Raw genomic sequence first — 25,260 nt, 5'->3', positions numbered from 1 at the left:
ATGAGCAAGGTTGCATTCGTTGGACTTGGGAACATGGGCGGGCCGATGGCGGCCAATCTCGTCAAGGCGGGACATGACGTCTGGGGCTTCGATCTTTCGGAGGCGAGCAGGAATGCCGCAAGCGCGCATGGCGTCAACGCGGCAAGCACCCTCCCCCAGGCTGTGCTGAATGCAGACTGCATTATCACCATGCTGCCCAAGGGCCAGCATGTCCTCGCCGTCTGGTCGGATCTGGCATCCGTGATCCCCGAGGGAACGCTGCTCATCGATTGTTCGACCGTGGACGTGGAGAGCGCCCGCAAGGCGCATGCTCTGGGCAGCGCGATGGGTTGCCTCTCTCTCGATGCTCCGGTGTCCGGGGGAACGACCGGCGCGGAAGCGGGCACGCTGACATTCATGGTGGGCGGCTCGGAGAGTGCGTTTGCGTCGGGTAAGGCTATCCTCGAAGCCATGGGCCGCAAGATTGTCCACTGCGGCGGCGATGGTGCGGGTCAGGCTGCAAAGATCTGCAACAACATGATCCTCGGCATCTCGATGATCGGCGTCTGCGAAGCGTTCGGCCTGGCTGAAAAGCTCGGCCTCTCGCATCAGGCGCTGTTCGATGTCGCCTCGACCTCATCGGGCCAGTGCTGGTCGCTGACGACCTATTGCCCCGTGCCCGGTCCCGTGCCGACATCGCCTGCCAACAACGACTACCGCCCCGGCTTTGCCACGGCGTTGATGCTGAAGGACTTGCTGCTGTCACAAGAGGCAGCACAACAATCCGGCGCCGCGACACCGCTCGGAGCCCACGCGGCCGACCTCTACGCCCAGTTCGAGGCAGCCGGACACGGCGGCGAGGACTTTTCCGCCATCATCCGGATGCTGCAGGAGATACCGCGGGAATAAGATGGTTTCGGAGTTGGAACGCCGGCATATGCCGCAAATTCAACCGGATATGCCGGTCAGCTCCTTCTGAACTTTAAGCAGTGACGGAATGTAACGGTCAGCGACAGCCTGCATCGGCTCCTCTGACGCGGCTAGCCCGATGTTCAGCGCGGCGACGACTTGGCCGCGGGGGCCGAATAGCGGGACGGCCAGAGAGCGAAGGCCGATTTCGACCTCCTGATCGATGCAGGCATAGCCGCGATCACGGATGCGGAGCAGTTCGCCCTTGAGCGTTTCGATGTCGGTCACGGTCTTTGCCGTCCTCGCCACGAGCGGCTTTAATGAAAGAAGATCTTCTGCCTGCTCGACAGGAAGTGCTGACAGCATCACCCGCCCCATGGAGGTGCAGTAGGCTGGAAGGCGTGAGCCCGGCATCAGCGAAATCGACATGACCCTGCGCTGCGCGGCCCGCGCGACGTAAACGATGTCACTCTCATCAAGAATGGAAACGGATGTGCTTTGGCCTGTCTGTTCGGACAGGTCATCGAGCCAAGGCTGCACGATCTTCGGCAATGGCATCGCTGCCAGGCATCCCGTCCCCAGTCGCAAGACGCGGGGCGTGACGGTGAAGAATTTTCCGTCATAGGCACAATAACCGAGTTCGGAGAGCGTCAGGAGGCATCGCCTCACCGTTGCGCGATCATAGCCGGTGAGCTGTGAGGCTTCGGCGATGCTGAGACGCGGTCGCTCGGCAGAGAAGGCTTCTATGACCTTGAGGCCCTTTGCCAGCCCGCCCATCATGTCTCTCGTCTTGACGTCCAACAGAGCCTCGTTTTGTGCGATAATCGTACAAAGAGACGATATCGCACAAATGGTTTGCCGTCCATCTGTATGGGATTTAGTTGTTTCTGCAGCGGGAGCGGTTTGCGGAGGATACTGATGGATAAAACAATTCGGACTTTGACTGATGCCGTGTCCAAGGTTACCGACGGTGCCACGGTGATGATCGGTGGTTTCGGAGGCTCCGGTGCGCCGATCGAACTCATCCACGCGCTGATCGACAATGGTCCTAAAAACCTGACCGTGATCAATAACAACGCCGGGAACGGACGCATCGGCATTGCGGCAATGATCGATGCGGGCATGATCGCAAAGATGATCTGCTCTTTCCCTCGCTCGTCCGATCCGCGGGCTTTTACCGATACCTATCTGGCCGGAAAAATCGAGTTGGAACTCGTCCCCCAAGGCACGCTCGCCGAGCGGATCCGCGCAGGTGGCGCTGGCATACCGGCCTTCTACACGCCGACGGGTTATGGAACGGAACTGGCCGAGGGCAAACCGGTCGCCGAGTTCGATGGACGACAATTCGTGCAGGAGCGCTGGCTCAAGGCCGACTTTGCCATCGTCAAGGCGCATCTGGGCGACACCCATGGCAACCTCACCTATCGCAAGGCCGGCCGGAACTTCAATCCTCTGATGTGCATGGCGGCGACCACCACCATCGCCCAGGTCTCGCAGATCGTTGAACCCGGCGACATCGACCCCGAACACGTGATCACGCCCGGCATCTTTGTCGATGCGGTGGTCGAGGTTTCAAACCCTCAGCAAGAAGAAGAACTCATCCGGGCCGGAGTGGCCTATGCCGGAGGAATGAGCGCATGAGCGGCGAAACTCAGACACTGGACACCCGCGACGACATCAAACTGTCGAACACGCAGATCGCCTGGCGTGCCGCGCAGGATATCGAAGATGGCGCCTATATCAATCTCGGGATCGGTTTTCCGGAAATGGTCGCCCGCTATCAGCCGCCCGGCAGACAGGCGATCTTCCATACGGAAAACGGCATCCTCGATTTCGGCGAGCCTCCGGCAGCTGGTGAGGAAGACTGGGATCTGATCAACGCGGGCAAAAAGGCCGTCACGGTCAAGCCCGGCGCGGCTTTCTTTCATCACGCGGACAGCTTCGCCATGGTGCGGGGCGGCCATCTCGACGTTGCAATCCTCGGCGCCTATCAGGTGGCGGAAAATGGCGATCTCGCCAACTGGCGCGTCGGCTCCAAAGGCGTGCCGGCGGTCGGCGGCGCGATGGATCTGGTGCATGGTGCCAAGCAGGTTTTCGTCATCACCGAGCATGTGACGAAGGACGGCAAGCCGAAACTTGTCTCCAAATGCACATTTCCCCTGACTGGCGTCGGCTGCATCACGAGGGTCTATACGAGCCATGCGGTGATCGATATCGCGGACGGCCGTTTTGTCCTGCGTGAAAAGCTCGCCGCAATGACCATCGAGGAATTGCAGGCGATGACCGGCGCGCAGCTCCATGTGGACGGCGCTGTTGCCGATCTTGTCGTACCGGCGCTTTGAGGAGAGATCGATGACCGAAGCATTTATCTGCGATTATATCCGTACCCCGATCGGTCGTTTCGGCGGCGCGCTGTCATCGGTCCGTGCGGACGATCTGGGCGCTGTACCTCTTAGGGCACTGATGGAGCGAAACGCTGCCGTCGACTGGGTAGCGGTCGGCGACGTGGTCTTTGGCTGCGCCAACCAGGCGGGCGAAGATAACCGGAATGTCGCGCGCATGTCGCTGCTGCTTGCCGGCCTGCCTGTTTCCGTATCCGGCACGACGATCAACCGTCTCTGCGGATCGGGCATGGATGCCGTGATCACCGCTGCCCGCGCCATCAAGGCCGGCGAAGCCGACATTATGATTGCCGGTGGCGTCGAAAGCATGAGCCGTGCGCCATTTGTGATGCCGAAGGCCGAGACCGCGTTTTCGCGCAACGCCGAGATCTATGACACCACCATTGGGTGGCGTTTTGTCAATCCGCTGATGAAAAAGCAGTATGGCGTCGATTCCATGCCGGAAACCGGCGACAACGTCGCGATCGATTATCACGTCTCTCGCGAGGATCAGGACGCTTTTGCATTGCGCAGCCAGGAGAAAGCCTCGGCAGCTCAGCAGAACGGCCGTCTAGCCCGCGAAATCACACCCGTCAGCGTCCCGCAACGCAAGGGCGATAGCATCATCGTCGGCAAGGACGAGCATCCCCGCGCGACCAGCCTAGAGGCATTGGCCAATCTCAGGCCGGTGAACAAGATCGAAGGCGGCACGGTCACGGCCGGCAACGCATCCGGCGTCAATGACGGGGCAGCGGCCCTCATCATCGCCTCGCAGGAGGCGGCCCGGAAATATGGCCTGACGCCGATTGCACGCATCCTCGGCGGCGCTGCGGCTGGTGTTCCGCCACGGGTGATGGGCATCGGGCCTGCGCCAGCGACGCAGAAACTCTGCGCACGCCTCGGCCTGTCGCCGCAGGACTTCGGGATTGTCGAGCTGAACGAAGCCTTCGCCTCTCAGGGCATCGCCGTTTTGCGCGAGCTCGGAATCCCCGATGATGCGGAGCATGTCAACGCGAATGGCGGTGCGATCGCGCTGGGTCACCCGCTCGGCATGTCCGGAGCACGCATTGCCGGAACCGCGGCACTGGAGCTATCGCTGGGTAGTACGCGATACGCGCTTGCCACGATGTGCGTCGGCGTTGGCCAGGGGATCGCCCTCGCCCTGGAACGGGTTTAGCGGATTGCAGCCGGGCCTCGAACTCAATTCGAGGCTCTCGGCAACCATTGGCGGCTGTCGCTGTTGATAGTGGAGGCGCGCGGCGAGTCCGGATAGCGTCTCCCCCTCGAAAACTCGTAAGGATCGGCAGCATGAACGAACCGCAGGAGTTTGCGCACAGCACCAATGGAGATCGGTGGTTTATCGATCCTGCTTCCGAGAACCATCGCGCAACGGTCACGCACCGTGGCAACTTGCCGTCCGGTGGCCACGAAACGCGGATTCCAGTGGACGTGTTCCTGGGTCAACACCCACGTGGCCCCGAGCACGATGCGCTTGAGCGGATGCTATCTGCACTTCCCGTTAGAAACTCCACGATTGAGACTGGGACTGCGTCCGGCCTGTCGATGCTGGCCCATCAGTATATGCGTCTCGGTGGCCGTCGCAGCGCTACGCGTGCATGGGGAACCGATACCAAAGAAGCTGAGGATTTCTGGAACGGGAATATCGCTGTGCTCGACGCCGTGGGAAGGCGTGAAGTCGAGACGTATCTGCCGACGATCGGAGGTCCGTGATCTCTGGTCGACTATAGCAGTAGTCGTAGCCACGGGCATCAAACAAGATCGGCCGCGCAGGCTGCGGGCCGAGTTCATTCGATGTCGGGCTGGTGTCAGGCCTTCTTGGCGCGCTTGGCAATCAGGGCAGCAGTCGCAGAGGCGCGGTCTTCAATTTCTTTTGCAAGGCGCGCAGCCTTGAGCCGAGCCGTCTTTGAGTCACGTTCGGCGACGTGTGCGTTTAATTCTGCGACCGCTTCGACGCGGGAGAAAAACTGGGTCTGGGTCTGAGCAAATGCGGCTTCCGCACGCTCGCGCGACTTCGACATTGTTTCCGTCATTTCTTATCCAATCCTGGCGGTAGACGCCAAATAAGAAGGCCGAGCACGTATGCTCGGCCCTCACCAACTGCTACTTCGACAGTGCCAGTACATCCGTGGTCAAAGCGAAGCAAAAATCGAATTAAGCAGCCTGAAGGTTGCAGGCCGACATCTTGCCCGACTTTGCGTCGCGCTCAAGTTCGTAGCCCAGCTTCTGGCCTTCGACGATTTCGCGCATTCCGGCGCGCTCGACTGCGGAGATGTGAACGAACGCATCAGCGCCGCCATCGTCAGGCTGAATGAAGCCGAAGCCCTTAGTGGAATTAAACCATTTTACTGTGCCGGTGGTCATAGTGAACCCTTTCAAAGCATAGAGAAGATATCTGCAAAACGAGATCTTGCAGAAGGTGATAGCGATTTGTTTTGAAGAGGAAGTTCGCTCAGGCGCTTCGTTCGAAGCGCAATAACCAAAGATCAGCAAGCAAAATATCGATAAACCACAAATAGCGGCTACGCTCCCGAAAGTCAACTTTTAGTTTCCCCGGCCCGACTGGAGCGCTTTCGAAGAGGCTGAGTGAGCGACAACGGAACCGATTGTGGATCAGCTTGTTTCTGCTCAGAACGCTAGACTGGAGATCAAACCATGCAAGAAACACGTCGCCCGACACCTCCCCATCCCGCCCAGCATCAGGATCCGCCAGGCCAGACCGCATTGATGGATCCGGCGCCGGATCATGGCGAACACTCCTACAAGGGCAATGGTCGTCTTGAGGGCAAGGTCGCGCTTATCACCGGTGCTGACTCAGGCATCGGCAAAGCTGTGGCGATCGCATTCGCCCGCGAAGGCGCAGATATCCTGATTTCGTACCTCAGCGAACACGAAGACGCTGAAGACACGGCGAAGTGGGTGCGCGAAGCAGGCCGCAAGGCAGTGGTCGTTCCCGGAGACATCAAGTCGGAAGAGCATTGCAACGCGCTCGTGAAGCGCACGGCCGATGAGCTCGGAAAAATTGACATCCTCGTCAACAATGCCGCCTTCCAGCGCACCTATGCCACCATTACCGATATCACTGCGGAAGAGTGGGACGAGACGTTCCGGACCAACATCTACGCACCATTCTTCCTATCGAAGGCGGCTGTCTCTCTGATGAAGCCGGGTAGCTCGATCATCAACACGACGTCGATCCAGTCGCGTCAACCTTCGCCACAGCTTCTCGCCTACGCCTCGACCAAGGGTGCCATCTCCAACTTCACGGCTGGTCTTGCCGAAATGTTGGCAGAACATGGGATCCGGGTGAATGCCGTCGCGCCGGGCCCGATCTGGACGCCTCTCATTCCCTCGACCATGCCGGCTGAAAAGGCGGCGAAGTTCGGCGAGCAGACCCTGCTCGGTCGTGCGGGCCAGCCAGCCGAATTGGCAGGTGCCTATGTTCTCTTGGCGTCCGACCTTGGCAGCTACATGACTGGCGCCGTCATTCCGGTGACCGGCGGCGAGATCATGATCTGATCCGTTCATTGTCGTTCGGTTTCGGGAAGGCTCGCTCCTCTCCCGAAACCGTTCTCGAAGAGCGAGTTTCGGTACCCAAAGAAACACGAGCCGGATCAGAGGATGTCTCGATCCCCACACAAACAAGCAAGGAAAACCCAATGGCCGATCATTCCCAGTCGCCTGCTGCCGCTTCTCTTCTTCGCGAACAGGCAGCACAACGCGCCCGCACTCCAGACGAAGTCCTGCAACAGGGCCTCGAGGAGACCTTCCCGGGTTCCGATCCTGTTTCATCTTCGTCCACTGCCACAGGCTTTGGCGGCCCGAGCACGAGTTCAGACGAACCGCTTGTCGATGAAGCGCTGGCATCGGTCCACGACCGCGACAACTCGGCAACTGCCAAAGCACGAGATACGCTGACAGCCCTGCGCGCCGAGCTCGAAAGTTTGAAGGACAGAGCCGTAGAGCCGGCAACCTACCGCGAGTACGCGAACGAACCCCGCCTTATTGTGGACGACATCAAGCGCGGTATCCAAAGATCTCCAATCGGAGCCGTTGGGCTTGCGGCGGCTATCGGATTCCTGTGGGGCATCACGCGATAACCACGCTCAACCATAAGTATTTGTGACGAAAACTGGAACACCCTGCATTTCCGCCCGTTCGTTCACTAAGAGATTACGCAAATGTGTTCATGAACGGAGAATGGAAATGGCTTTCAATGTTCTGATTGTCGAAGATCAGCCGATTATTGCAATGGGTCTGGAAGACGCTGTCGAAGCGTTGGGGCACCATTCCATTGGCGTGGCGAGAAACAGAGCGGAAGCCACGTTGCTTGCGGCCACAGCGGATATGGCTTTGGTCGATGTCAACCTCGATGACGGTCCAACCGGGCCGGGCATCGGGCGCGACCTCGCAATCGCCGACATCACCGTCTTGTTCATGACGAGCGATCCGGGCGCGCTGGGGGCGGGCGTGAAGGGAACGCTTGGCGTAATGGAGAAGCCGATCCTCGATCTCGAGGTCGTGAAAGCAATCCAGTACGTAGCGGACAGACGCGCCGGGATCGAGGGCACGTGCCCGCCGGACCGCCTCAGAACGTTTCCCGTCACAAAGCAGTAAGACTGGCGTCGTCCCGATATAGTGTCGGGACGACCATTAGCCGCTCGCAGCGCGCTTCCACCTTTCAATCGAACAGTCGTCTGTCGATTATCCGTCGTGTGCCCGAATAATATCGAGGAACGCGTCGCCATAGCGCTCAAGCTTCGCTTGCCCGACGCCGGATACACCGAGGAGCGCATCGTGGGTTGTCGGCCGCTGCGTTGCAAACGCGATCAGCGTCGCATCGGCAAATACGACGTAGGGAGGGATCGCCAGATCCTTCGCAATCGTCATTCTCATCTTGCGCAATGCCTCAAACAAGACCGCATCGGTCTCTCCCAACTGCGACCTTGGGTTTTTCGAGCCTGACGTTTGCCCTCGTGCCGTCTTGCGGCCGGTCACCGGGTCCTTGCGGAAACGGACGGTCCGCTCGTGGCGGAAGACATCGCGTGCCGAAGGCTCCAGTTTCAAAGCTCCGAAAGCCTGGTGATCGACGCGCACCAGGCCTGCGGCCAGAAGCTGGCGATAGACGGACTGCCACGTCTTTTGCGCCAGATCCTTTCCCGCACCGAAGACCGGCATGTCCACATGGCCAAAGCGACGTGTCTTTTCGTTGTCATTGCCGAGCAGGACATCGATCAAATGGCCGGTACCGAACCGTTCCTCTGTTCGATACACGGCAGCGAGCGCCTTGATGGCGGCCTCGGTTCCGTCCCAGGTGTCCACGGGCTTGATGCAGGTATCGCAGTTTCCGCAATGCCCCGCATGCTCTTCTCCAAAATGTGCGAGGATCGCCTGTCGTCGGCAGCCGGCTGTCTCGCAGATCGCAAGCAACGCATTGAGCTTGGCGCGCTCGACCCGCTTGACGTCGTCGCCGGACGTGCCGTTGTCGATCATCCTGCCGCGCTGAATGACGTCGGCCATCCCGTAGGCCATCCAAACTTCGGACGGCAGACCGTCACGACCGGCACGGCCCGTCTCCTGATAATAGGCTTCGACTGAGCTCGGCAAATCCAGGTGCGCGACGTAGCGTACATCGGGTTTGTCGATGCCCATCCCGAAGGCGACGGTCGCGACGAGGCAGAGGTCTTCCTCTTTCAGGAAGGCGTCCTGATTGGCATCGCGAAACTCCCGGTCCATACCCGCATGGTAGGGCAACGCGCGGATGCCTTGCGCACTCAGCCACTCCGCAATTTCCTCGACCTTCGCGCGCGACAGGCAGTAGACGATACCGCTCGATCCCTTGTGATTCTCCAGGAAGCGCAGCAACTGCTGGCGCGGCTGATCCCGCTCGACGATCTCGTAGGCAATATTGGGGCGATCGAACGATGCGGTGAAGACCCGGGCATTGCGCAGGGTGAGCCTGTCGATGAGATCTTCCCGCGTATGCGGGTCGGCGGTCGCGGTCAGCGCCATACGCGGCACGCCCGGGTAAAGGTCGGCGAGTTCACCGAGCTGCCGATACTCCGGGCGAAAATCATGCCCCCATTGCGAGACGCAATGCGCTTCATCGATTGCAAACAGCGCGACCTTGGCGTCTCCGATCAACTCGCGAAACCCTGATGTCACGATCCTCTCGGGGGTCACGTACAGCATGTCGAGCGTGCCAGCCGCCAGCGCGCGTTTGACCTCGCCGAACGTTTCCCGCGGCATGGAGGAATTGATCGAGGCGGCACGGACTCCGATCTGCTTCAACGCCTCGACCTGATCGCGCATCAGCGCAATCAGCGGCGAAACAACGATGCCGACGCCGTCGCGGCAGAGAGCCGGGATCTGAAAGCACAGGGATTTTCCTGCGCCCGTCGGAAACAGCACAACCGCGTCTCCGCCCGAAACAACATGGCGAACGACAGCCTCCTGGTCGCCGCGAAAGGAAGGGTAGCCGTAAACCTTCTGCAAAACCCCGACCGGATCCGCCTGCATACCGCTTTTGCGTTCACCATCTTGGCTGGTTGATTTCGCTTGCATGAGCTCGTTCCGCCTCCATCCTTGCTCGCGAGCCATCTCACAAGGCACGACCTTTGCAAAGCCCGCCGCCGCAAATATCGCCACTATCCATCAAGCGGTTCGTGCCCGAATGACATTGAGGCACGAAACAAATGACCTGATAGAAAATAGCAATCGACATACCCCTAGATTTAAGGGGGCAGCGGAATCGCGACCGCGTTGCAAAATTAGCAAACTATAATATTAGATACCGATAATATGAACACTTTAGGAACATTCTAAAAACCTGTCGGCACCGTTCAAAACGGATTTCCAGACGGTCATAGAGAATATCTATCATATTCTGGTCGAAGCGGTCACCATACAGCTACTCTGAAACTGTTTGCAGAAACTGCGGACAAGCCAGCTCTCATGGGCCAGCTTTCTCAGGCCTCTCGGAAACAAAAAGTCCGGCTCGCGATTGCATCGCAACATCGTGATGAAACAGCACCGTACGATTTGCCGCCTTCCGCGTTACCTGCCGAGCAACTCATCTCGGCAGCGACGGAACAGGCCAAATTACGATGATCCCCACACAGTTCTCCTACCCGAAGAAGGGGTTGCTGCCGCGGCTTGCAGCCATCGGCTGTGCCGTTGCACTTGCCGGCTGCAATCTGCAGGCAGAGGAGGAAGCAAAGCCACCGCGCCAGCCAACGGAAGTCGGGATTGTGACGGCGATGACAGAAGACGTGCCGCTCGTGAACGAGCTTGCAGGTCGCACATCCCCGTTCGAGACTTCTGAGGTCAGGCCCCAGGTGTCAGGGATCATCGAGGCTCGCTCGTTTACCGAGGGTGCTTTCGTCAAGAAGGGAGACACGCTCTACCAGATCGATGCAAGCCTGTTCGAAGCCTCGGTTGCGGAGGCACGCGCCAATCTTGAAAGCGCACGGGCGGGCGAAGACAACGCGCGGATCGAATTCGAACGTTTAAAGCCCCTGGCGCAAAAGGGAGCGGTTAGCGAGCAGGCGTTTACGGATGCCACTGCAGCGCTCCGGTCTGCCACTGCGGCCGTCGCGCAGAACAATGCGAAGCTCCAGACCGCGGAGATCAACCTGCGCTACAGCAAGGTGACCGCGCCGATCAGCGGCAGGATCGGCCGTTCGCTGGTAACGACAGGTGCGCTCGTGTCGGCACAGCAGACGCAAGCCTTGGCGACCATCCAGCGCCTCGACCCGATCTTCGTCGATATTCAGCAATCCTCGACCGCGCTACTGAAGCTGCGAGATGCGATGGCCTCGAGCGAATTGTCCAAGGACACGGCCGAGGTGCGTTTGAAACTGGAAGACGGGCAGGAATATCCGCTTCCGGGCAAACTCCAGTTTACCGATGTCACCGTCAATCCGTCGACCGGATCTGTCACACTTCGCGCCGAGTTTCCGAACCCCGACGCCATCCTGCTGCCAGGCATGTATGTCCGCGCAGTTCTCTCACAGACTCAAGCGAAGGACGCGATCCTCGTGCCGCAGCAGAGCGTGACGAGGAGCCCGACGGGAGAGGCAAGCGCGCTCGTGGTCGGCGAGGGAGATACCGTCCAGCGGCGTGCGCTACAGGTCGCTCAGGCTGTCGGCAATCGCTGGCTTGTGACGGAAGGCCTTGCTCCCGGAGACCGGGTCATCGTTGAAGGCGTCTCCAAGGTCAAACCCGACGACAAGGTCAAGATTGTTGACTTGGGTAAGAAGCAGACCGCAGAAGCAACAGAGAACAAGGCGGTCCCCGCGCTATGATCAGCCGTATCTTTGTCGATCGTCCAATCTTTGCCTGGGTGATCGCGATCGTGATCATGTTGGGTGGTATCGGCTCCATCCTGACGCTTCCGGTCGAGCAGTATCCGGATATCGCGCCGCCGCAGGTGAACATCCGCGCCAATTACACTGGGGCTTCAGCTGCAACGCTTGAAACCAGCGTGACACAGGTGATCGAGCAGCAGCTTACCGGCATCGACGGCCTCATCTACTTCACGTCGACCTCCAGCGCCGAAGGCCAGGTCACGATCGCGGTAACATTCGACAAGGGCACCGATCCCGATATCGCACAAGTTCAGGTTCAAAACAGAGTGCAGCAGGCTCTCTCTCGCCTGCCCCAGCAGGTGCAGCAGCAAGGTCTCACCGTTACGAAGTCCAACAGTGACTTTTTGCTTGTCGCCGCAGTTTACGATGAAACCGATAAGGCGAAGGATTCCGATATTTCGGACTACATTGCCGCCAATCTCCAGGAGCGGATCGGTCGCCTTCCCGGCGTCGGCGATACCAACCTTTTCGGCTCGCAATACGCGATGCGGGTCTGGCTCGACCCAGGTCGCTTGTTTTCATACGGGATGATGCCGTCGGACGTCATCACCGCGATCGAGGCGCAGAATACGCAGGTTGCGGCCGGCCAGATCGGCGCCCAACCCTCCCCCGACACGCAGATGCTGAATGCGATCGTGACCGCCCGTTCGCGCCTGACGACACCGGAGGAGTTCCAGCGGATCGTCATCCGCACAGACGAAAGCGGCGCACGTGTCACCTTGGCGGATGTCGCCCGCGTCGAACTCGGACAGGAAAGCTATACGCGCTTCACCCGTTTCAACCGTCATCCGGCATCCGGCATCGCCGTTCAGCTTGCCCCCGGCGCGGACGCGCTTGAAACGGCCGAGCTGGTGAAAGCGGCTATCGATGGCGAAGCGGCAAACATGCCGGATGGCTACCGCGTCACCTACCCTCGTGACTCCACCGAGTTTATCCGGCTTTCGATCGAGGAAGTGGTGAAGACACTGATCGAGGCGATCGTTCTCGTCGTCATCGTCATGTTCGTCTTCCTGCGCAGCTGGCGCGCGACGCTTATTCCAGCACTTGCCGTCCCGGTCGTCGTGCTCGGCACGTTCGGCGTGCTCGCACTGTTCGGATATTCGATCAACACGCTCACCCTATTCGGACTGGTCCTCTCCATCGGTCTTCTGGTCGATGACGCGATCGTCGTCGTCGAAAATGTCGAACGTGTCATGGAGGAAGAGCCGGACTTAAGCCCCCGTGACGCGACGCTTCGCTCGATGGGTGAAATCCAGACGGCGTTGATTGCGATCGCGCTGGTCCTGTCGGCGGTGTTTGTTCCGATGGCATTCTTCGGCGGCTCAACCGGTGTCATTTACCGGCAGTTCTCGGTTACTGTTATCTCCGCAATGGTTCTGTCGGTCGTGGTGGCGCTGGTACTGACGCCGGCCCTGACCGCAACGCTGATGAAACCACGCGGCAAAGAGGATGCGCCAAAGCGAACTGGCGGCCTGATCCGGCGGTTTGGGACGATGTTCGACCGCGGTTACGGCTGGGTTCAAAAGACTTATCTCGCGGCCGTCACGATCGCCATCCGCAGGATCTGGCTTTCGATCATCGCCTTTTGTGCGCTGGTCGGCGCCGTCGTGTTTCTCTTCCTCCAACTTCCCGGCGGCTTTCTTCCGGTCGAGGATCAGGGTTACGGCGTGGTTCAGTACACCCTTCCCCCCGGCGCAACCCGTGTTCGCACGGTCGAGACGGCAGCCGCGATCGAAGACCACTTCCTCGGACCGGAGCAGGCGAATATTGCTGGCCTGTTTACGATTTCGGGTTTCCGTTTCAGCGGCTCCGGCCAGAACGTCGGTCAGGGTTTTGTGCAGTTCAAGCCATGGGACGAACGAGTGGGCGAAGAGAACGCGGCCGCCTCGATTGTGGCGCGTGCCACAGCCGCGCTCGGGCGTTCCTTGCGCGACGCCCAGTTCTTTGCGCTGACACCGCCATCGGTGCAGGGACTGGGTCAGTCCAACGGCTTCACCATGCAGCTTTTGAACAATGGCGATCTCAGCCTGACGGAATTCAAGCAGCGGCGCGACCAGCTTCTCGCTGCGGCGACTGCGGATCCGACACTTGCGCGCGTACGTCCGAGCGGACTTGAAGACGTCCCGACGTTACAGATCGACATAGACGACGAAAAGGTCGGTGCGCTCGGGATCCAGCAGTCCGATGTCGATGCAACCCTGAGCGCAGCCTGGGGTGGCGTCTATGTCAACGATTTCGTGGACCGTGGGCGCGTGAAGCGGGTCTACGTCCAGGGTGATGCCGCCCACCGCGGCGCTGTCGAGGATCTCGATGGCTGGTATGTGCGCACGGCAAGCGGCGAAATGGCACCTTTCTCTTCGTTTGCCAAGACGAGCTGGTCCCAGGCGCCGACAACGCTGACGCGGTTCAACGGGTTGCAGTCCTACGAAATCCAGGGACAAGCGGGACCGGGCCTAAGCTCCGGTCAGGCAATGGACCGTATGACGGAACTGGCAGCGGATCTGCCGGGAACGTCGGTGGCCTGGAGCAGTCTCTCGTACCAGGAAAGACTGTCCGCCGGACAAGCGCCCATCCTGTACGGGCTGTCGCTTCTCGTCATCTTCTTATGCCTTGCAGCACTTTACGAAAGCTGGTCGATCCCGTTCTCGGTCATGCTCATCATCCCGCTTGGCATCATCGGAGCGGTCTGTGCTGTCACGTTGCGCGGACTGGAGAACGACGTTTACTTCCAGATCGGCCTTCTGACCACAATGGGCCTTTCTGCAAAGAATGCGATTCTGATCGTCGAGTTCGCGGAACAGGCGGAACGGTCCGGCAAGAGCGCTTACGATTCGGCCATGGAAGCCGCCCGCCTGCGGCTAAGACCGATCCTGATGACCAGTCTTGCCTTCATCTTCGGCGTTTTGCCGCTTGCAATTTCGTCCGGCGCGGGTGCACAGAGCCGCATCGCGATCGGTACGGCGGTCATCGGCGGCATGATCACGGCGACGATCCTTGCAACGCTTTACGTTCCGCTGTTTTTCGTGCTCGTACGGCGAATCTTCAGCGGCCGCAAAGCTAAGGCAGAAAATCTGGAGGCCAAGACAGAGACCGCATAGCACCGGCATGTCCGTTATAGATGCGGCTGTCCTTCTCGCACGGTCCGGTTAAAACCTCATGATCTACTTCACCAGCGACACTCATTTTGGCGATCCCCGCGTGTTGCGCATCGACCGGCGACCGTTCCCGGACATGGTCGCGCACGACGAGGCACTCATTCAATACTGGAATGACATAGTCGGCGCTGACGACGATATCTGGCATCTCGGCGATTTCATGTCCGTGCGCGGTGGCGATTGCGATGCGCTACTGGAAAAGCTCAACGGCCGCAAACACCTGATCATCGGCAATAACGACCCGGAGACCACGACGTCGGCCAGTGGCTGGACGTCCGTGCAGCACTATCATGAGCTTCATATCGACGATGTCCATCTGATCCTCTGCCACTACGCGTTTCGCACCTGGAACAAGATGGGCAAGAAATCGATCAACCTCCACGGCCACTCGCATGGCCGGCTCAAACCGCTGCCACGGCAGTTTGACGTTGGCGTCGATGCGCAGGGGCTTCGGCCGGTAACGCTGGAGGATGTCGTCAAGAAGAAGGCAGCGCCAAAGGTCGCCTCTGTCGTGACGCAGGGCGGCGGACATGCGAACGGATAGAAGAGAGCGGTTTTTGTTGAAAAGGGAATTCCAACTTCTGGGCGCTGGCGCTTTGATGGTCGCGGCTGCCTTTGCCGACCCTGTCGCTGCCGAGACCGCACCTCCGGAACCAACCAAAGAGACGGAGTGCCTCTACGAGCGGCGCGACGGCGACGAAGCGCTCTGCATCGCCAAGGAGACGTTCAACGTCGATCTCTGTCACGCGATCGAACATTTCGCGACAGAACAGAAGATGCCGCCCGCCTTTTTCGCCCGCCTGATATGGCGTGAAAGCCTGTTTCGGCCTGAAGCAGTCAGCCCGAAGGGCGCGCAGGGTATCGCGCAATTCATGCCCGATACCGCCCGTTTGCGCGGCTTGGACAACAGCTTCAACGTCATCGATGCGCTCGATGCTTCGGCCAAATATCTTGCTGAAATGAAAGACAAGTTCGGCAATTTTGGTCTCTCGGCAGCCGCCTACAATGCCGGAGAGGCAAGGCTTCAGCGGTTTCTCGGTTCAGGAAGCCTGCCGATGGAGACGCGGGACTACGTCTTCGCGATTACAGGCTATCCCGCGGAAGTCTGGAGAGACAATGCTCCGGCGGTTGCCGCACCCGATCTGGACCCTCAAAAACCGTTTAAGGACGCCTGCGTCGCGCTGGCGGACACTCGGCGCATCAACGATCCGGTTCTCGGTGCGTCAGCCGACTGGGCGCCCTGGGGTGTCCAGCTCGCCGCGCATTATAACCCTGGCGTTGCCGGCCGGCTATTTGCCGCCTCGGCTGCGAAACTGCCCTCGCCGCTTAATGCCGAACGCGCACTTATCGTGCGCCAGCGCGGCGGAAATTTCGGTCGTCGTCCGCGCTACGCAGCCCGCATCGGTGAGGAAAGCCGGGCCGCTGCAGTCAAGCTTTGCAATGAAATTAAAGCCCACGGCGTTTCCTGCACGGTTCTCAAGAACCGCTGAACCGTGGACCCTGTGTGTGGGCGTCGATACCGTTTCCTGAGAGATCGTCGGCGGGCCTTACTCGAATTCCATGATTAGTTCATCAACCGCAAGGCTCTGGCCGGGCAATGCTGTCACCCGCTTCACCACGCCACGACGTTCCGCCTTCAGGACATTTTCCATCTTCATCGCCTCGACAGTCGCCAGCGTCTGACCTGCTTCCACCTGATCGCCCACGCCGACCGTGACCGAGGTGATGACGCCGGGCATCGGGCAAAGCAGCATTCGCGACATATCCGGCGGGACCTTGACCGGCATCAGGCGTGCAAGCTGCGCAACACGCGGTGAACGCACCCGCGCCCTGACATCCATACCGCGCCAACGTAGCCGGATGGCCGATCCGATCAGATCGATTTTCACTTCGGCAACTCTGTCACCGATGGTAAAACTGGCAAGTCGCTTGCCGGGCAGCCAGTCCGAAGAGATCGCGAAGCGACTGCCATCTGCAAATACGACGGCGCTTTCTGCCGATCCGGTCTCGATCGTGACCGTTTCCTCAGCGTCTGCCAGCGCCACGATCCAGTCCTTTGCCGTCACGCGGCCAGCGGTCGCAAGCGTTCCTGAGATCTGCAGCGCCCGTTGCCTGATCATCTGATGCGCAAACGCCGCGATCGCTGCCAGCGTCCGCAACGCATCCGCATCGGGTTGCACACCGGAAAAGCCATCGGGAAACTCCTCGGCGATATAGGCCGTCGTCAAGTTGCCGGAGCGGAAACGCTCCTGGCTCATGACCGCCGAGAGGAAGGGTAGGTTGTGGCCGATGCCCTCGACCTCAAAACCGTCGAGCGCAGTCGCCATCGCATCGATCGCAGCCGTCCTGTCTTTTGCCCAGGTGCAGAGCTTGGCGACCATCGGGTCGTAGTACATCGAAATCTCGCCACCCTCGAAGACGCCGGTATCGTTGCGCACGATCGTGCCATCTTGCTTGACGCCCTCGACCGGTGGACGGTAGCGGCTGAGCCTGCCGATCGACGGCAGGAAATTGCGATAGGGATCTTCGGCATAGAGCCGGCTTTCGATCGCCCAGCCTTCAAGCTTCACGTCGTCCTGGCTGAGGGCCAGCTTTTCACCGGCCGCGATCCGGATCATCTGTTCGACGAGATCGACGCCGGTAATTAGCTCCGTCACAGGATGCTCGACCTGCAGCCGGGTGTTCATTTCGAGGAAGTAGAATTTCCTGTTGCCGTCGACGATGAATTCGACTGTGCCCGCGGAGAAATAACCAACGGCCTTTGCGAGCAAGACGGCCTGCTCGCCCATCGCTTTCCGGGTCTGCTCATCGAGGAAGGGAGACGGCGCTTCCTCGATAACCTTCTGGTTTCGCCTCTGGATCGAGCATTCGCGCTCCCCGAGATAGAGCGTGGTCCCGTGCTGGTCGCCGAGTACCTGGATCTCGATGTGACGCGGTTGCGTCACGAATTTTTCGATGAAGATGCGATCGTCGCCAAAGGAAGACTTCGCCTCGTTTTTGGATGACTGGAAACCTTCCCGGGCTTCGGCATCGTTCCAGGCGATCCGCATGCCCTTGCCGCCACCGCCGGCAGACGCCTTGATCATGACCGGATAGCCGATCGAGGAGGAAATCTTTACGGCCTCATCGGCATCCGCAATGAGATCCATGTGACCCGGCACGGTCGAAACGCCCGCTTCGGCGGCGATTTTCTTGGACGTGATCTTGTCGCCCATCGCTTTGATCGCCCTGACCGGCGGACCGATGAAGATGATGCCAGCTTTCTCGAGCGCTGCTGCGAACAGGGCGTTTTCCGACAGAAACCCGTATCCAGGGTGGACGGCATCTGCGCCTGTTTTCGCGACGGCATCGAGAATACGGTCGATGACGATATAGGACTGGTCGGAAGGTGCTGGACCGATATGAACCGCCTCATCCGCCATCCTCACATGCAGCGCATCACGATCGGCGTCCGAGTAGACGGCGACGGTTGCGATACCCATCCGCTTGGCGGTCCGGATGACCCGGCAGGCAATTTCGCCGCGATTGGCGATCAGGATTTTCTTGATCATGCTTGGAGCCTCACAGCGGGATTGTGTCGTGCTTTTTCCAATGGGTCTGCACCTGCTTGTCGCGCAACGAGGCAAATGCCCTTGCGATACGACGGCGCGACGAATGCGGCATGATCACATCGTCGATAAAGCCACGCTCTGCCGCGATAAACGGGTTGGCGAACCGCTCCTCGTATTCCCGGGTGCGGGCTGCGATCTTGTCCGGATCGTCAAGCTCCGACCTATACAGGATCTCGGTCGCACCTTTAGCGCCCATAACGGCGATTTCAGCCGTCGGCCAGGCATAGTTGATATCGGCGCCGATATGTTTGGACGCCATCACGTCATACGCGCCCCCATATGCCTTGCGGGTTATCAGCGTCACCATCGGCACGGTGGCCTGCGAATAGGCAAACAGCAGCTTTGCGCCGTGCTTGATGACGCCGCCATATTCCTGCGCCGTGCCCGGAAGGAAGCCCGGCACATCGACCAGCGTCAGCAGCGGAATGGAAAACGCATCGCAGAACCGCACAAACCGCGCCGCCTTGCGCGACGAGTCGATATCGAGGCAGCCGGCCAGCACCATCGGCTGGTTGGCAACGATGCCGATCGTCTGTCCCTCCATGCGAATGAAACCGGTGATGATGTTTTTCGCAAAGGCTTCCTGGATCTCGAAGAAGTCGCCTTCATCGGCAAGTGCCGTGATCAGTTCCTTCATGTCATAGGGCTTGGCCGCGCTATCTGGGATCAGCGTATCGAGCCGCATCTCCAGCCGCGACGGGTCGTCATGGACAGGGCGAACCGGGGGCTTCTGGCGATTGTTGAGAGGCAGAAAGTCGAACAGCTGCCTGACCGCTTCCAGCGCTTCCACGTCGTTTTCGAATGCGGCATCCGCGACCGAAGATTTCTGAGTATGGGTCGTGGCGCCCCCCAGTTCTTCGGCGGTCACGATCTCGTTCGTTACGGTCTTCACCACGTCGGGACCCGTCACGAACATATAGGACGTGTCGCGCACCATGAAGATGAAGTCGGTCATGGCAGGCGAATAGACGGCGCCGCCGGCGCATGGTCCCATGATCACCGAGATCTGCGGGATGACGCCGGAAACCTCGGCATTGCGGCGAAACACTTCCGCATAGCCGCCGAGCGAGGCGACGCCTTCCTGGATGCGAGCGCCGCCGGAATCGTTGAGGCCTATGACCGGAGCTCCGACCTTTACCGCCATATCCATGATCTTGCAGATCTTCTGGGCATGGGTTTCGGACAGAGACCCGCCGAGCACTGTGAAATCCTGGCTGAAGACATAGACCTGGCGCCCGTTGATGGTGCCCCAGCCGGTCACGACACCGTCGCCGGCCACCTTCTGTGTCTCCATGCCGAAATCCGTACAGCGATGGGTGACATACATGTCGAACTCCTCGAAGGAGCCCTCGTCCAGCAGGACCTCTATCCGCTCGCGCGCCGTCAGCTTGCCCTTCGCGTGCTGGGCGTCGATCCGTCTTTGTCCCCCTCCAAGACGCGCCTCAGCCCTGCGTTGTTCCAGCTGTTCGATTATCTGCAGCATGCGTTGTCGTCTCCCATCCCCTCGTCCCCGTGCCCCAGCTAAGGCTGATGCGACAGCGGCGCGCCTTATGCCTTCGCGATCAAAGATGAAGCTGCGGCTTCGTCTAGAACTATTGCTAACCGCTTGCCGGAGATGACGCCAGCCCCTCCGATAGGCTGACGTCCGCATCCATTTCAAGCTCCCCCGCCCTCGCGGAAGCGGACAATCTGGCAGCTCAGCGAAGCATATATCGCCGCCAGGGATGCTCTTCGCGGAAGCCTAAAACTTCGCGGGCCTTGCGGTTCGAGAGCGGCGCTTCATCCCGACCCATCTCGCGCCAGACCGGCGTATCCGGACAATATTTTGCGAGGAATTCGGCGGTTGGCAGCTCGGCGGTGATCGTGTCGTTGACTGCGTTGAAGACCTGATAGCCAAGCCCGTCTTTCTCCAGGCAGAGATGGACGATCTGACCAAGGTCGCGCGCGTCGATGTAGCTCCACGCATTGCGTTTTCGCGACATAGGCTGTTCAAGGAAATCTGCGAAATTGTCGTATTCGTCAGGCTCGATCACGTTTCCGATGCGCAGAGCATAGACGTCGGCTCCGTAGCGCATGGCAAAGGCGCGAGCGGTTTTTTCGTTGACGACTTTCGACAATCCGTAGCTGTCCATCGGATCGCTGTCGTAATCTTCTTCCAGCGGAAACGCGTGGAAATTCTTGTCACCTTCGGCAAAGCAGACGCCGTAGGTCGTCTCGCTTGAAGCAATCACGACTTTGCGTACGCCGAGCTTCATGGCGGCTTCCAGCACGTTATAGGTGCCCATGACATTGGCTTCGAATGTTTTGTTATCAGGCTCGATCAGCACGCGTGGAACGGCTGCGAAATGGACGACCGCATCGGGTGCCGATGGTGGTGCGCCGTCTTCGAAGCCGGAGAACCCAAAATGCGTCGTCAACGCATTGAAGACCTGGCCGCTGTCGGTGATATCCGTGATCAGCGTATTCACGCCGGGCATATCGAGCGGTTTCAGATCGACATTCAGGACCGAGTATCCCTTCGCGAGAAGATACGATACCGCATGCTTGCCGGCTTTTCCGGTGCCGCCAGTGAAAACGATCCGCTTTGTCATGTTTCTGTTCCCTTCCCATATGTGAGCCATAACCGCCATGCCGGGCGGTTATGGTAGTCCGCGGCAACGTGATCGTCACGCCCCTCCGCGCAGCCTTACGTCGCAGCCGGCCAATCGTTGGCGGGTTCCTCGACAACAGCCTTGTCGCTGGCGCGATCAGGCTCATCGGTTTTCGGAAGCCGCAGATCGACCCCTGTCTTTGCTACGACATCGAGCACATCGCTCTGGGATGCTCCAGCTGCAACGTATTCGTCGACGAGTGCCTCAACCTTCTGGCGAAGTTCGTTTGTCCAATGGCCTTCCATCACTCAGCTCCTTTTTTAAGATCGTCTAACAACTCTATCCATACAGGTGCATGGTCGCTCGTGTGGGCCCAGCCCCGAACATGCATGTCGACCTCGGCTCGCGAGAGGTCGTCTGCGAGACCTGGGCTCAACAGGAAATGGTCGAGGCGAAGTCCTGCGTTTCGCCCATACGCATTCCGGATGTAGTCCCAGAAGGTGTAGATGCGCTCGTCGGCATGTAACCTGCGAATGGCATCCGTCCAGCCCTGCGCGAGAAGCTCCCTGAATTCATTGCGAACTTCGGCCCGGAACAACGCATCATCTGCCCATCGCTCAGGCTTATAGACGTCGAGTTCGGTCGGTATGATGTTGTAATCACCCGCGATGACGACCGGAACGTCTAATTCTATCAGCTCGGCGGCATAGTCCTGCAGTCGCGAAAGCCACGCGAGCTTGTAATCGAATTTCGGGCCGGGTGAAGGATTACCATTCGGAAGATAGACGTTGCCGATGAGGATACCGTCCACTAGGGCTTCGATATAGCGGCTTTGGACATCGTCAGGATCGCCAGGGAGGCCCTTTCGAGTCAGCAGCGGCTCTTCGCCGCGCGCTAGAATCGCCACGCCATTCCAGGATTTCTGCCCGTGCCACACGGCGCCGTAACCGGCTGCTTCAATGGCTTTGATTGGAAACTTTTGATCAGGCGCTTTGAGCTCCTGCAGACACACGACATCAGGCTGCGATTCCTCCAGCCACTGGAGGAGGATATCGATCCGCCCGTTGATGCCGTTGACGTTGTAGCTGGCTATTTTCACGCGAATTGTACCCGAGTGCGACTATCGAGTTCGCGGCCCAGCCTAAATTTGCGGTGCTGCGTGTTGGTTTTGACAAAGCACAAGTTGACAGATCGATGCCGCCTTGCGCAGTCGCCAGCAATTGCCCGGCATAAAGAAAGGGCGGCCATGAAGACCGCCCTTTCAGAATATGGATCAGATCGGAGTGTTGGTGCGGTAGCGACCGCGCTCGGCGTCGATCTGGTCCTGTGTGTAAGGATCAGCCTTGTCGTCGAACTGCGACCAGCCATCATTGGTGTAGGCTGTACGACGCTCGTTGAGATCGACAGAACGCGAACGGGTCAGGATCGCTTCCGAAGCCACTGCCTTGTCGTCATCGACCTTGGCGACGACCAGCGAACCGCCGCGGCGTACGCCTTCGGCATAAAGGTGGGCGTCCTTCTCCGACACACCGGATTCGATCATTGCACCGACGATGCCGCCTGCTGCGCCACCGGCCACTGCGCCAGCGACAGCACCGGCTGCCGTTGCTGCAAGCCAACCAGCTGCTACAACCGGGCCAACGCCTGGGATTGCGAGCATTCCGAGACCGGCCAGAAGACCACCGGCGCCACCAGCGACGGCACCGATGCCAGCGCCTGTGCCCGCGCCTTCAGCAGCGTTGCTGCCCTGGCCTTCGATATCTTCCTTGCCGTTCTTGTGCGACACGATGCTGATGTCGTCGGATGACACGCCAGCATCTTCGAGAGCCTTCACTGCGGCGCGGGCATCATCGTAGCTGTCGTAAAGTCCAGTAATGGTACGCATGGGAATTTCCTCTTCGTGTTCGTTATTGTTGTTGGGACGATCAGGCTTACTTCGCCATCACCACATTGCCCTGGAAGTCCAGCGCCACGTTGCCGTGCTTGCCGTCCTTGGTACCCATGGCGCGCCAGATGCCCTGGTCGTCCAGCTTCAGACCGGAGACTTCCGCGTAACCGGCTTCTTCGATTCTCGATTTTGCCTGCGCCTCTGTGAAGCTGTTCTTGCCAGCGACCGGTGCGGCCGGATTGGTTTCGCCGGAGGTGCTCACCGCTGGTGTCGTCTCGGTCGTCTTAGGCTCTGTCTGAGCCAGAACGGCGGATGCCGAAAGAAGGACTGCAGCGAGGCCAAAGCTAAGTTTTTTCATGGTGTTCCTCCAAGTTCTGCATTCACTTTCGAATGCGCGGAGGACAACCCGCGGAGCCGGATTTTGTTCCGTTGAGATTAGGCACGGCGGATCAACCAAGGACGCGCATCCGCGTTCACCCACGATACGAACACGGTTGGTCCCGATCTCACCAGTTGGTGAAAGAGCCGTCATCGCGGCGCAGGTGCGGCGGCTCGCTGTATTCGAAGCTCGACGCCTGAAGAAGCGATTCATTGACATCGACACCGAGACCCGGCTCGTCCGGCACGCGGTAGAAGGCTCCATCCATCCCGATCTGTTTCGGGTAGGTTGCGGGGTCACCGAAACCCAGCTGCTCTGTCGGTGAGTTGCGGCATTCCAGCCAAGCGAAGTTGGCGACGGCTGCGGCAAGGTGGACGGAGGCCGCCGTGCATACGGCGCCAAGCGGCGCATGCGGCATGAGGTCGACGTAATGCGCCTCGCACCAACCGGCAATTTTCATCGCTTCGGTGAAACCGCCGACATTGCAGATGTCGATGCGGCAGAACTGCAGGAGGTCACGTTCGACATAGGGAAGGAATTGCCATTTCGACGAAAACTCCTCGCCGATAGCAAACGGTATCTCCGTCATTCTGCGCAGTGCTTCGTAGGCACCGGGCGTCTCGTCGCGGATCGGTTCCTCGATGAAATCCAGAGTGCCCCGCGGCAGCTTTTGACAAAACGAGGCGGCCTCGGCGACGCTGAGGCGATGATGGTACTCGACACCGAGCGTTATCTCATGGCCCACGGCCTCGCGCACGCGGGTGACCCATTCGGCTGTCGTCGCGATCGACTCGCGTGGTTCGAAACGATCGCTGTTTTCCTGGCCGGTGGCGATCATCCGGATGCACCGCCATCCCCAGGCCTTCAGGAGCAGCGCCTGCTCGACCATGTCAGGTCCCGGTTCGGCAGAGGCTGTCGCGAAGGCCGGCACTAGCTCACGCTGCCGGCCTCCGAGCAATTGGTACACGGGCACTCCGAGAGCCTTACCCTTGATATCGTGAAAGGCGATGTCGAGGGCAGAGATCGCGGCCGTCAACACCCGTCCGCCCTCGAAATACTGGCTTCGATACATCTCCTGCCACAAGGCGCCGCACTGCATCGGATCCCGACCGATCAGAAACCGGCTGTAGTGATCGATCGCCCCGAGAACCGCCTTCTCTCGATATGACAGGCCCGACTCGCCCCAACCATAAATCCCCTCCTCCGTTTCCACCTTGAGAAGCAGTTGGTTGCGAACACCGAGTTTGGTGACATAGGGCTTTATCGCCGAGATTTTCATGAGAGCCGAGCCATGCTTGTCGGAGATCGGGTGGACTGAGCGTCAGGCAACCATCAGCGCGCCGCCCAGTTTGCACCACGTCTGAAGATCGTCTTCATCTGCGGCACGTCGAATTCCTTCGCCACATGGCCAAGCGACGAATAGAAGACGCGCCCTTTGCCGTATTTGCGCTTCCAGACGACAGGCATGACAACGCCGTCGATCCAGTAGGCGTGATCGCCATTGAACGTGGTCGTTGCCAGAACCTCGTTCGAGGGATCCACGTGCATGTAATATTGCTCGGACGTGTATGGGAAATCACTGATGCCCTGCATCAACTCGTCGTCCGGGCGGGTCACATTGACGGTGTAGTCGATGATGTTGCCGGGATGGGCCACCCACTGGCCGCCGATGATGAACTGGTATTCCACGCATTCGCGAAACGCGTCACCGGCGCCGCCATGGTAGCCGGCGATGCCGACACCGTTTTCCACGGCGGACGCGAGGTTCTTTGCCTCCTCCTTCTCGATCTTCGACATGGTCATGATCGGGACGATCAGGGACAGGTCGTGAATGGAGGGATCGGCAAACGCTTCCGTCGTGTTTTCGAGATAGACCTTGAAACCATCCTCCTGAAGAATGTCCCTTATGACATGAGCGCATTCCTGCGGTTCATGCCCGCTCCAGCCACCCCATACGATCAAAGCTTCGCGCATATCAGT

At 59.5% G+C, this 25,260-nt stretch carries 25 protein-coding genes; 12 read left to right on the top strand and 13 right to left on the bottom strand.

Annotation, left to right across the window (positions count from 1 at the left end; all coding sequences use genetic code 11):
• Positions 1-888 (top strand): 3-hydroxyisobutyrate dehydrogenase, encoded by an 888-nt coding sequence (mmsB, locus tag ASG19_RS16495; protein ID WP_062459718.1) that lies wholly within the window; start codon positions 1-3, stop codon positions 886-888.
• A gap of 39 nt (positions 889-927) precedes the next feature.
• On the opposite strand, the gene ASG19_RS16490 is transcribed toward mmsB, so the two are convergent.
• Complete coding sequence (locus tag ASG19_RS16490; RefSeq protein ID WP_062459715.1) at positions 928-1,689, bottom strand: IclR family transcriptional regulator; 762 nt, start codon at positions 1,687-1,689, stop codon at positions 928-930.
• Positions 1,690-1,806: 117 nt separating this feature from the next.
• On the opposite strand from ASG19_RS16490, the gene ASG19_RS16485 reads away from it, so the two are divergent.
• The 4 genes from ASG19_RS16485 (at position 1,807) to ASG19_RS16470 (ending at position 5,000) form a co-directional block, all read left to right on the top strand.
• Complete coding sequence (locus tag ASG19_RS16485; protein WP_062459712.1) at positions 1,807-2,529, top strand: 3-oxoacid CoA-transferase subunit A; 723 nt, start codon at positions 1,807-1,809, stop codon at positions 2,527-2,529.
• Positions 2,526-3,230, top strand: coding sequence for a CoA transferase subunit B (locus tag ASG19_RS16480; protein WP_062459708.1), 705 nt, complete (start codon positions 2,526-2,528; stop codon positions 3,228-3,230). Before ASG19_RS16485 ends, ASG19_RS16480 begins: the two co-directional genes overlap by 4 nt.
• Positions 3,231-3,240: 10 nt before the next feature.
• Complete coding sequence (gene pcaF / locus ASG19_RS16475; RefSeq protein WP_062459705.1) at positions 3,241-4,446, top strand: 3-oxoadipyl-CoA thiolase; 1,206 nt, start codon at positions 3,241-3,243, stop codon at positions 4,444-4,446.
• A gap of 131 nt (positions 4,447-4,577) precedes the next feature.
• The gene (locus tag ASG19_RS16470; protein ID WP_062459702.1) at positions 4,578-5,000 is read left to right on the top strand and encodes a hypothetical protein; all 423 of its coding nucleotides are present in this window, start codon (positions 4,578-4,580) and stop codon (positions 4,998-5,000) included.
• A 95-nt stretch (positions 5,001-5,095) separates the two neighbouring features.
• On the opposite strand, the gene ASG19_RS16465 is transcribed toward ASG19_RS16470, so the two are convergent.
• Together ASG19_RS16465 and ASG19_RS16460 are read right to left on the bottom strand one after the other, a co-directional pair.
• Entirely contained in the window at positions 5,096-5,320 is a 225-nt protein-coding gene (locus ASG19_RS16465; protein ID WP_062459699.1) for a hypothetical protein, read from the bottom strand.
• A gap of 121 nt (positions 5,321-5,441) precedes the next feature.
• The gene (locus ASG19_RS16460; protein ID WP_062459695.1) at positions 5,442-5,651 is read right to left on the bottom strand and encodes a cold-shock protein; all 210 of its coding nucleotides are present in this window, start codon (positions 5,649-5,651) and stop codon (positions 5,442-5,444) included.
• Positions 5,652-5,942: 291 nt separating this feature from the next.
• On the opposite strand from ASG19_RS16460, the gene ASG19_RS16450 reads away from it, so the two are divergent.
• The 3 genes from ASG19_RS16450 (at position 5,943) to ASG19_RS16440 (ending at position 7,904) form a co-directional block, all read left to right on the top strand.
• Positions 5,943-6,806, top strand: coding sequence for an SDR family oxidoreductase (locus ASG19_RS16450; RefSeq protein WP_082476370.1), 864 nt, complete (start codon positions 5,943-5,945; stop codon positions 6,804-6,806).
• A 140-nt stretch (positions 6,807-6,946) separates the two neighbouring features.
• Positions 6,947-7,387, top strand: a complete 441-nt coding sequence (locus tag ASG19_RS16445) for a hypothetical protein (RefSeq protein ID WP_062459686.1) — start codon at positions 6,947-6,949, stop codon at positions 7,385-7,387.
• A 106-nt stretch (positions 7,388-7,493) separates the two neighbouring features.
• Positions 7,494-7,904, top strand: a complete 411-nt coding sequence (locus ASG19_RS16440) for a response regulator (RefSeq protein ID WP_082471777.1) — start codon at positions 7,494-7,496, stop codon at positions 7,902-7,904.
• Positions 7,905-7,991: 87 nt separating this feature from the next.
• Here the strand turns inward: ASG19_RS16440 and recQ are convergent, their stop codons facing one another.
• A complete protein-coding gene (gene recQ / locus ASG19_RS16435; protein ID WP_062459681.1) occupies positions 7,992-9,851 on the bottom strand; it encodes a DNA helicase RecQ in 1,860 nt (619 codons plus the stop codon).
• Positions 9,852-10,393: 542 nt separating this feature from the next.
• On the opposite strand from recQ, the gene ASG19_RS16430 reads away from it, so the two are divergent.
• The 4 genes from ASG19_RS16430 to ASG19_RS16415 are packed head-to-tail and all read left to right on the top strand — an operon-like array spanning position 10,394 to position 16,301.
• Positions 10,394-11,593, top strand: coding sequence for an efflux RND transporter periplasmic adaptor subunit (locus ASG19_RS16430; RefSeq protein ID WP_082476369.1), 1,200 nt, complete (start codon positions 10,394-10,396; stop codon positions 11,591-11,593).
• Entirely contained in the window at positions 11,590-14,754 is a 3,165-nt protein-coding gene (locus ASG19_RS16425; RefSeq protein ID WP_062459677.1) for an efflux RND transporter permease subunit, read from the top strand. Before ASG19_RS16430 ends, ASG19_RS16425 begins: the two co-directional genes overlap by 4 nt.
• 58 nt (positions 14,755-14,812) lie before the next feature.
• On the top strand, positions 14,813-15,355 hold the full coding sequence (locus tag ASG19_RS16420; protein ID WP_062459674.1) for a metallophosphoesterase family protein: 543 nt from the start codon (positions 14,813-14,815) through the stop codon (positions 15,353-15,355).
• Between the two features lie 16 nt (positions 15,356-15,371).
• Positions 15,372-16,301 (top strand): lytic transglycosylase domain-containing protein, encoded by a 930-nt coding sequence (locus ASG19_RS16415; RefSeq protein ID WP_244476198.1) that lies wholly within the window; start codon positions 15,372-15,374, stop codon positions 16,299-16,301.
• A 57-nt stretch (positions 16,302-16,358) separates the two neighbouring features.
• On the opposite strand, the gene ASG19_RS16410 is transcribed toward ASG19_RS16415, so the two are convergent.
• The 9 genes from ASG19_RS16410 to ASG19_RS16370 all read right to left on the bottom strand — a co-directional run bounded on the left by ASG19_RS16410 (position 16,359) and on the right by ASG19_RS16370 (position 25,254).
• Entirely contained in the window at positions 16,359-18,362 is a 2,004-nt protein-coding gene (locus tag ASG19_RS16410) for an acetyl/propionyl/methylcrotonyl-CoA carboxylase subunit alpha (protein ID WP_062459669.1), read from the bottom strand.
• Between the two features lie 10 nt (positions 18,363-18,372).
• Positions 18,373-19,905 carry an acyl-CoA carboxylase subunit beta gene (locus ASG19_RS16405; RefSeq protein ID WP_062459666.1) on the bottom strand — a complete coding sequence of 511 codons (1,533 nt, stop codon included), beginning with the start codon at positions 19,903-19,905 and terminating at the stop codon, positions 18,373-18,375.
• A 214-nt stretch (positions 19,906-20,119) separates the two neighbouring features.
• A complete protein-coding gene (locus ASG19_RS16400; RefSeq protein ID WP_062459663.1) occupies positions 20,120-21,013 on the bottom strand; it encodes an NAD(P)-dependent oxidoreductase in 894 nt (297 codons plus the stop codon).
• Positions 21,014-21,108: 95 nt separating this feature from the next.
• Positions 21,109-21,318 carry a hypothetical protein gene (locus ASG19_RS16395; RefSeq protein WP_113165411.1) on the bottom strand — a complete coding sequence of 70 codons (210 nt, stop codon included), beginning with the start codon at positions 21,316-21,318 and terminating at the stop codon, positions 21,109-21,111.
• Entirely contained in the window at positions 21,318-22,112 is a 795-nt protein-coding gene (gene xth / locus ASG19_RS16390) for an exodeoxyribonuclease III (protein WP_062459657.1), read from the bottom strand. Before xth ends, ASG19_RS16395 begins: the two co-directional genes overlap by 1 nt.
• Before the next feature lie 174 nt (positions 22,113-22,286).
• Complete coding sequence (locus ASG19_RS16385; protein WP_062459654.1) at positions 22,287-22,898, bottom strand: general stress protein; 612 nt, start codon at positions 22,896-22,898, stop codon at positions 22,287-22,289.
• A 46-nt stretch (positions 22,899-22,944) separates the two neighbouring features.
• Entirely contained in the window at positions 22,945-23,259 is a 315-nt protein-coding gene (locus ASG19_RS16380) for a hypothetical protein (RefSeq protein WP_062459650.1), read from the bottom strand.
• A gap of 148 nt (positions 23,260-23,407) precedes the next feature.
• A complete protein-coding gene (locus ASG19_RS16375) occupies positions 23,408-24,559 on the bottom strand; it encodes a mandelate racemase/muconate lactonizing enzyme family protein (RefSeq protein WP_062459647.1) in 1,152 nt (383 codons plus the stop codon).
• Positions 24,560-24,612: 53 nt separating this feature from the next.
• Positions 24,613-25,254, bottom strand: a complete 642-nt coding sequence (locus ASG19_RS16370) for a ThuA domain-containing protein (protein ID WP_062459644.1) — start codon at positions 25,252-25,254, stop codon at positions 24,613-24,615.
• Between the last annotated feature and the right edge of the window lie 6 nt (positions 25,255-25,260).

The organism is Rhizobium sp. Leaf306 (genome assembly GCF_001423425.1).
GTDB classification, from domain to species: domain Bacteria; phylum Pseudomonadota; class Alphaproteobacteria; order Rhizobiales; family Rhizobiaceae; genus Neorhizobium; species Neorhizobium soli.
This window is presented reverse-complemented; position numbering and strand designations above follow the sequence as displayed.

Coding starts and splice junctions, on each gene's coding strand:
- ASG19_RS16485 (WP_062459712.1), top strand. CDS start 1,807: ATGGATAAAACAATTCGGACTTTGACTGATGCCGTGTCCAAGGTTACC.
- ASG19_RS16425 (WP_062459677.1), top strand. CDS start 11,590: ATGATCAGCCGTATCTTTGTCGATCGTCCAATCTTTGCCTGGGTGATC.
- ASG19_RS16445 (WP_062459686.1), top strand. CDS start 6,947: ATGGCCGATCATTCCCAGTCGCCTGCTGCCGCTTCTCTTCTTCGCGAA.
- pcaF (WP_062459705.1), top strand. CDS start 3,241: ATGACCGAAGCATTTATCTGCGATTATATCCGTACCCCGATCGGTCGT.
- ASG19_RS16380 (WP_062459650.1), bottom strand. CDS start 23,259: ATGAAAAAACTTAGCTTTGGCCTCGCTGCAGTCCTTCTTTCGGCATCC.
- ASG19_RS16480 (WP_062459708.1), top strand. CDS start 2,526: ATGAGCGGCGAAACTCAGACACTGGACACCCGCGACGACATCAAACTG.
- ASG19_RS16470 (WP_062459702.1), top strand. CDS start 4,578: ATGAACGAACCGCAGGAGTTTGCGCACAGCACCAATGGAGATCGGTGG.
- ASG19_RS16465 (WP_062459699.1), bottom strand. CDS start 5,320: ATGACGGAAACAATGTCGAAGTCGCGCGAGCGTGCGGAAGCCGCATTT.
- ASG19_RS16450 (WP_082476370.1), top strand. CDS start 5,943: ATGCAAGAAACACGTCGCCCGACACCTCCCCATCCCGCCCAGCATCAG.
- ASG19_RS16430 (WP_082476369.1), top strand. CDS start 10,394: ATGATCCCCACACAGTTCTCCTACCCGAAGAAGGGGTTGCTGCCGCGG.
- mmsB (WP_062459718.1), top strand. CDS start 1: ATGAGCAAGGTTGCATTCGTTGGACTTGGGAACATGGGCGGGCCGATG.
- ASG19_RS16375 (WP_062459647.1), bottom strand. CDS start 24,559: ATGAAAATCTCGGCGATAAAGCCCTATGTCACCAAACTCGGTGTTCGC.
- ASG19_RS16400 (WP_062459663.1), bottom strand. CDS start 21,013: ATGACAAAGCGGATCGTTTTCACTGGCGGCACCGGAAAAGCCGGCAAG.
- ASG19_RS16395 (WP_113165411.1), bottom strand. CDS start 21,318: ATGGAAGGCCATTGGACAAACGAACTTCGCCAGAAGGTTGAGGCACTC.
- ASG19_RS16385 (WP_062459654.1), bottom strand. CDS start 22,898: ATGCGTACCATTACTGGACTTTACGACAGCTACGATGATGCCCGCGCC.
- ASG19_RS16370 (WP_062459644.1), bottom strand. CDS start 25,254: ATGCGCGAAGCTTTGATCGTATGGGGTGGCTGGAGCGGGCATGAACCG.
- recQ (WP_062459681.1), bottom strand. CDS start 9,851: ATGCAAGCGAAATCAACCAGCCAAGATGGTGAACGCAAAAGCGGTATG.
- ASG19_RS16410 (WP_062459669.1), bottom strand. CDS start 18,362: ATGATCAAGAAAATCCTGATCGCCAATCGCGGCGAAATTGCCTGCCGG.
- ASG19_RS16405 (WP_062459666.1), bottom strand. CDS start 19,905: ATGCTGCAGATAATCGAACAGCTGGAACAACGCAGGGCTGAGGCGCGT.
- ASG19_RS16440 (WP_082471777.1), top strand. CDS start 7,494: ATGGCTTTCAATGTTCTGATTGTCGAAGATCAGCCGATTATTGCAATG.
- ASG19_RS16460 (WP_062459695.1), bottom strand. CDS start 5,651: ATGACCACCGGCACAGTAAAATGGTTTAATTCCACTAAGGGCTTCGGC.
- ASG19_RS16420 (WP_062459674.1), top strand. CDS start 14,813: ATGATCTACTTCACCAGCGACACTCATTTTGGCGATCCCCGCGTGTTG.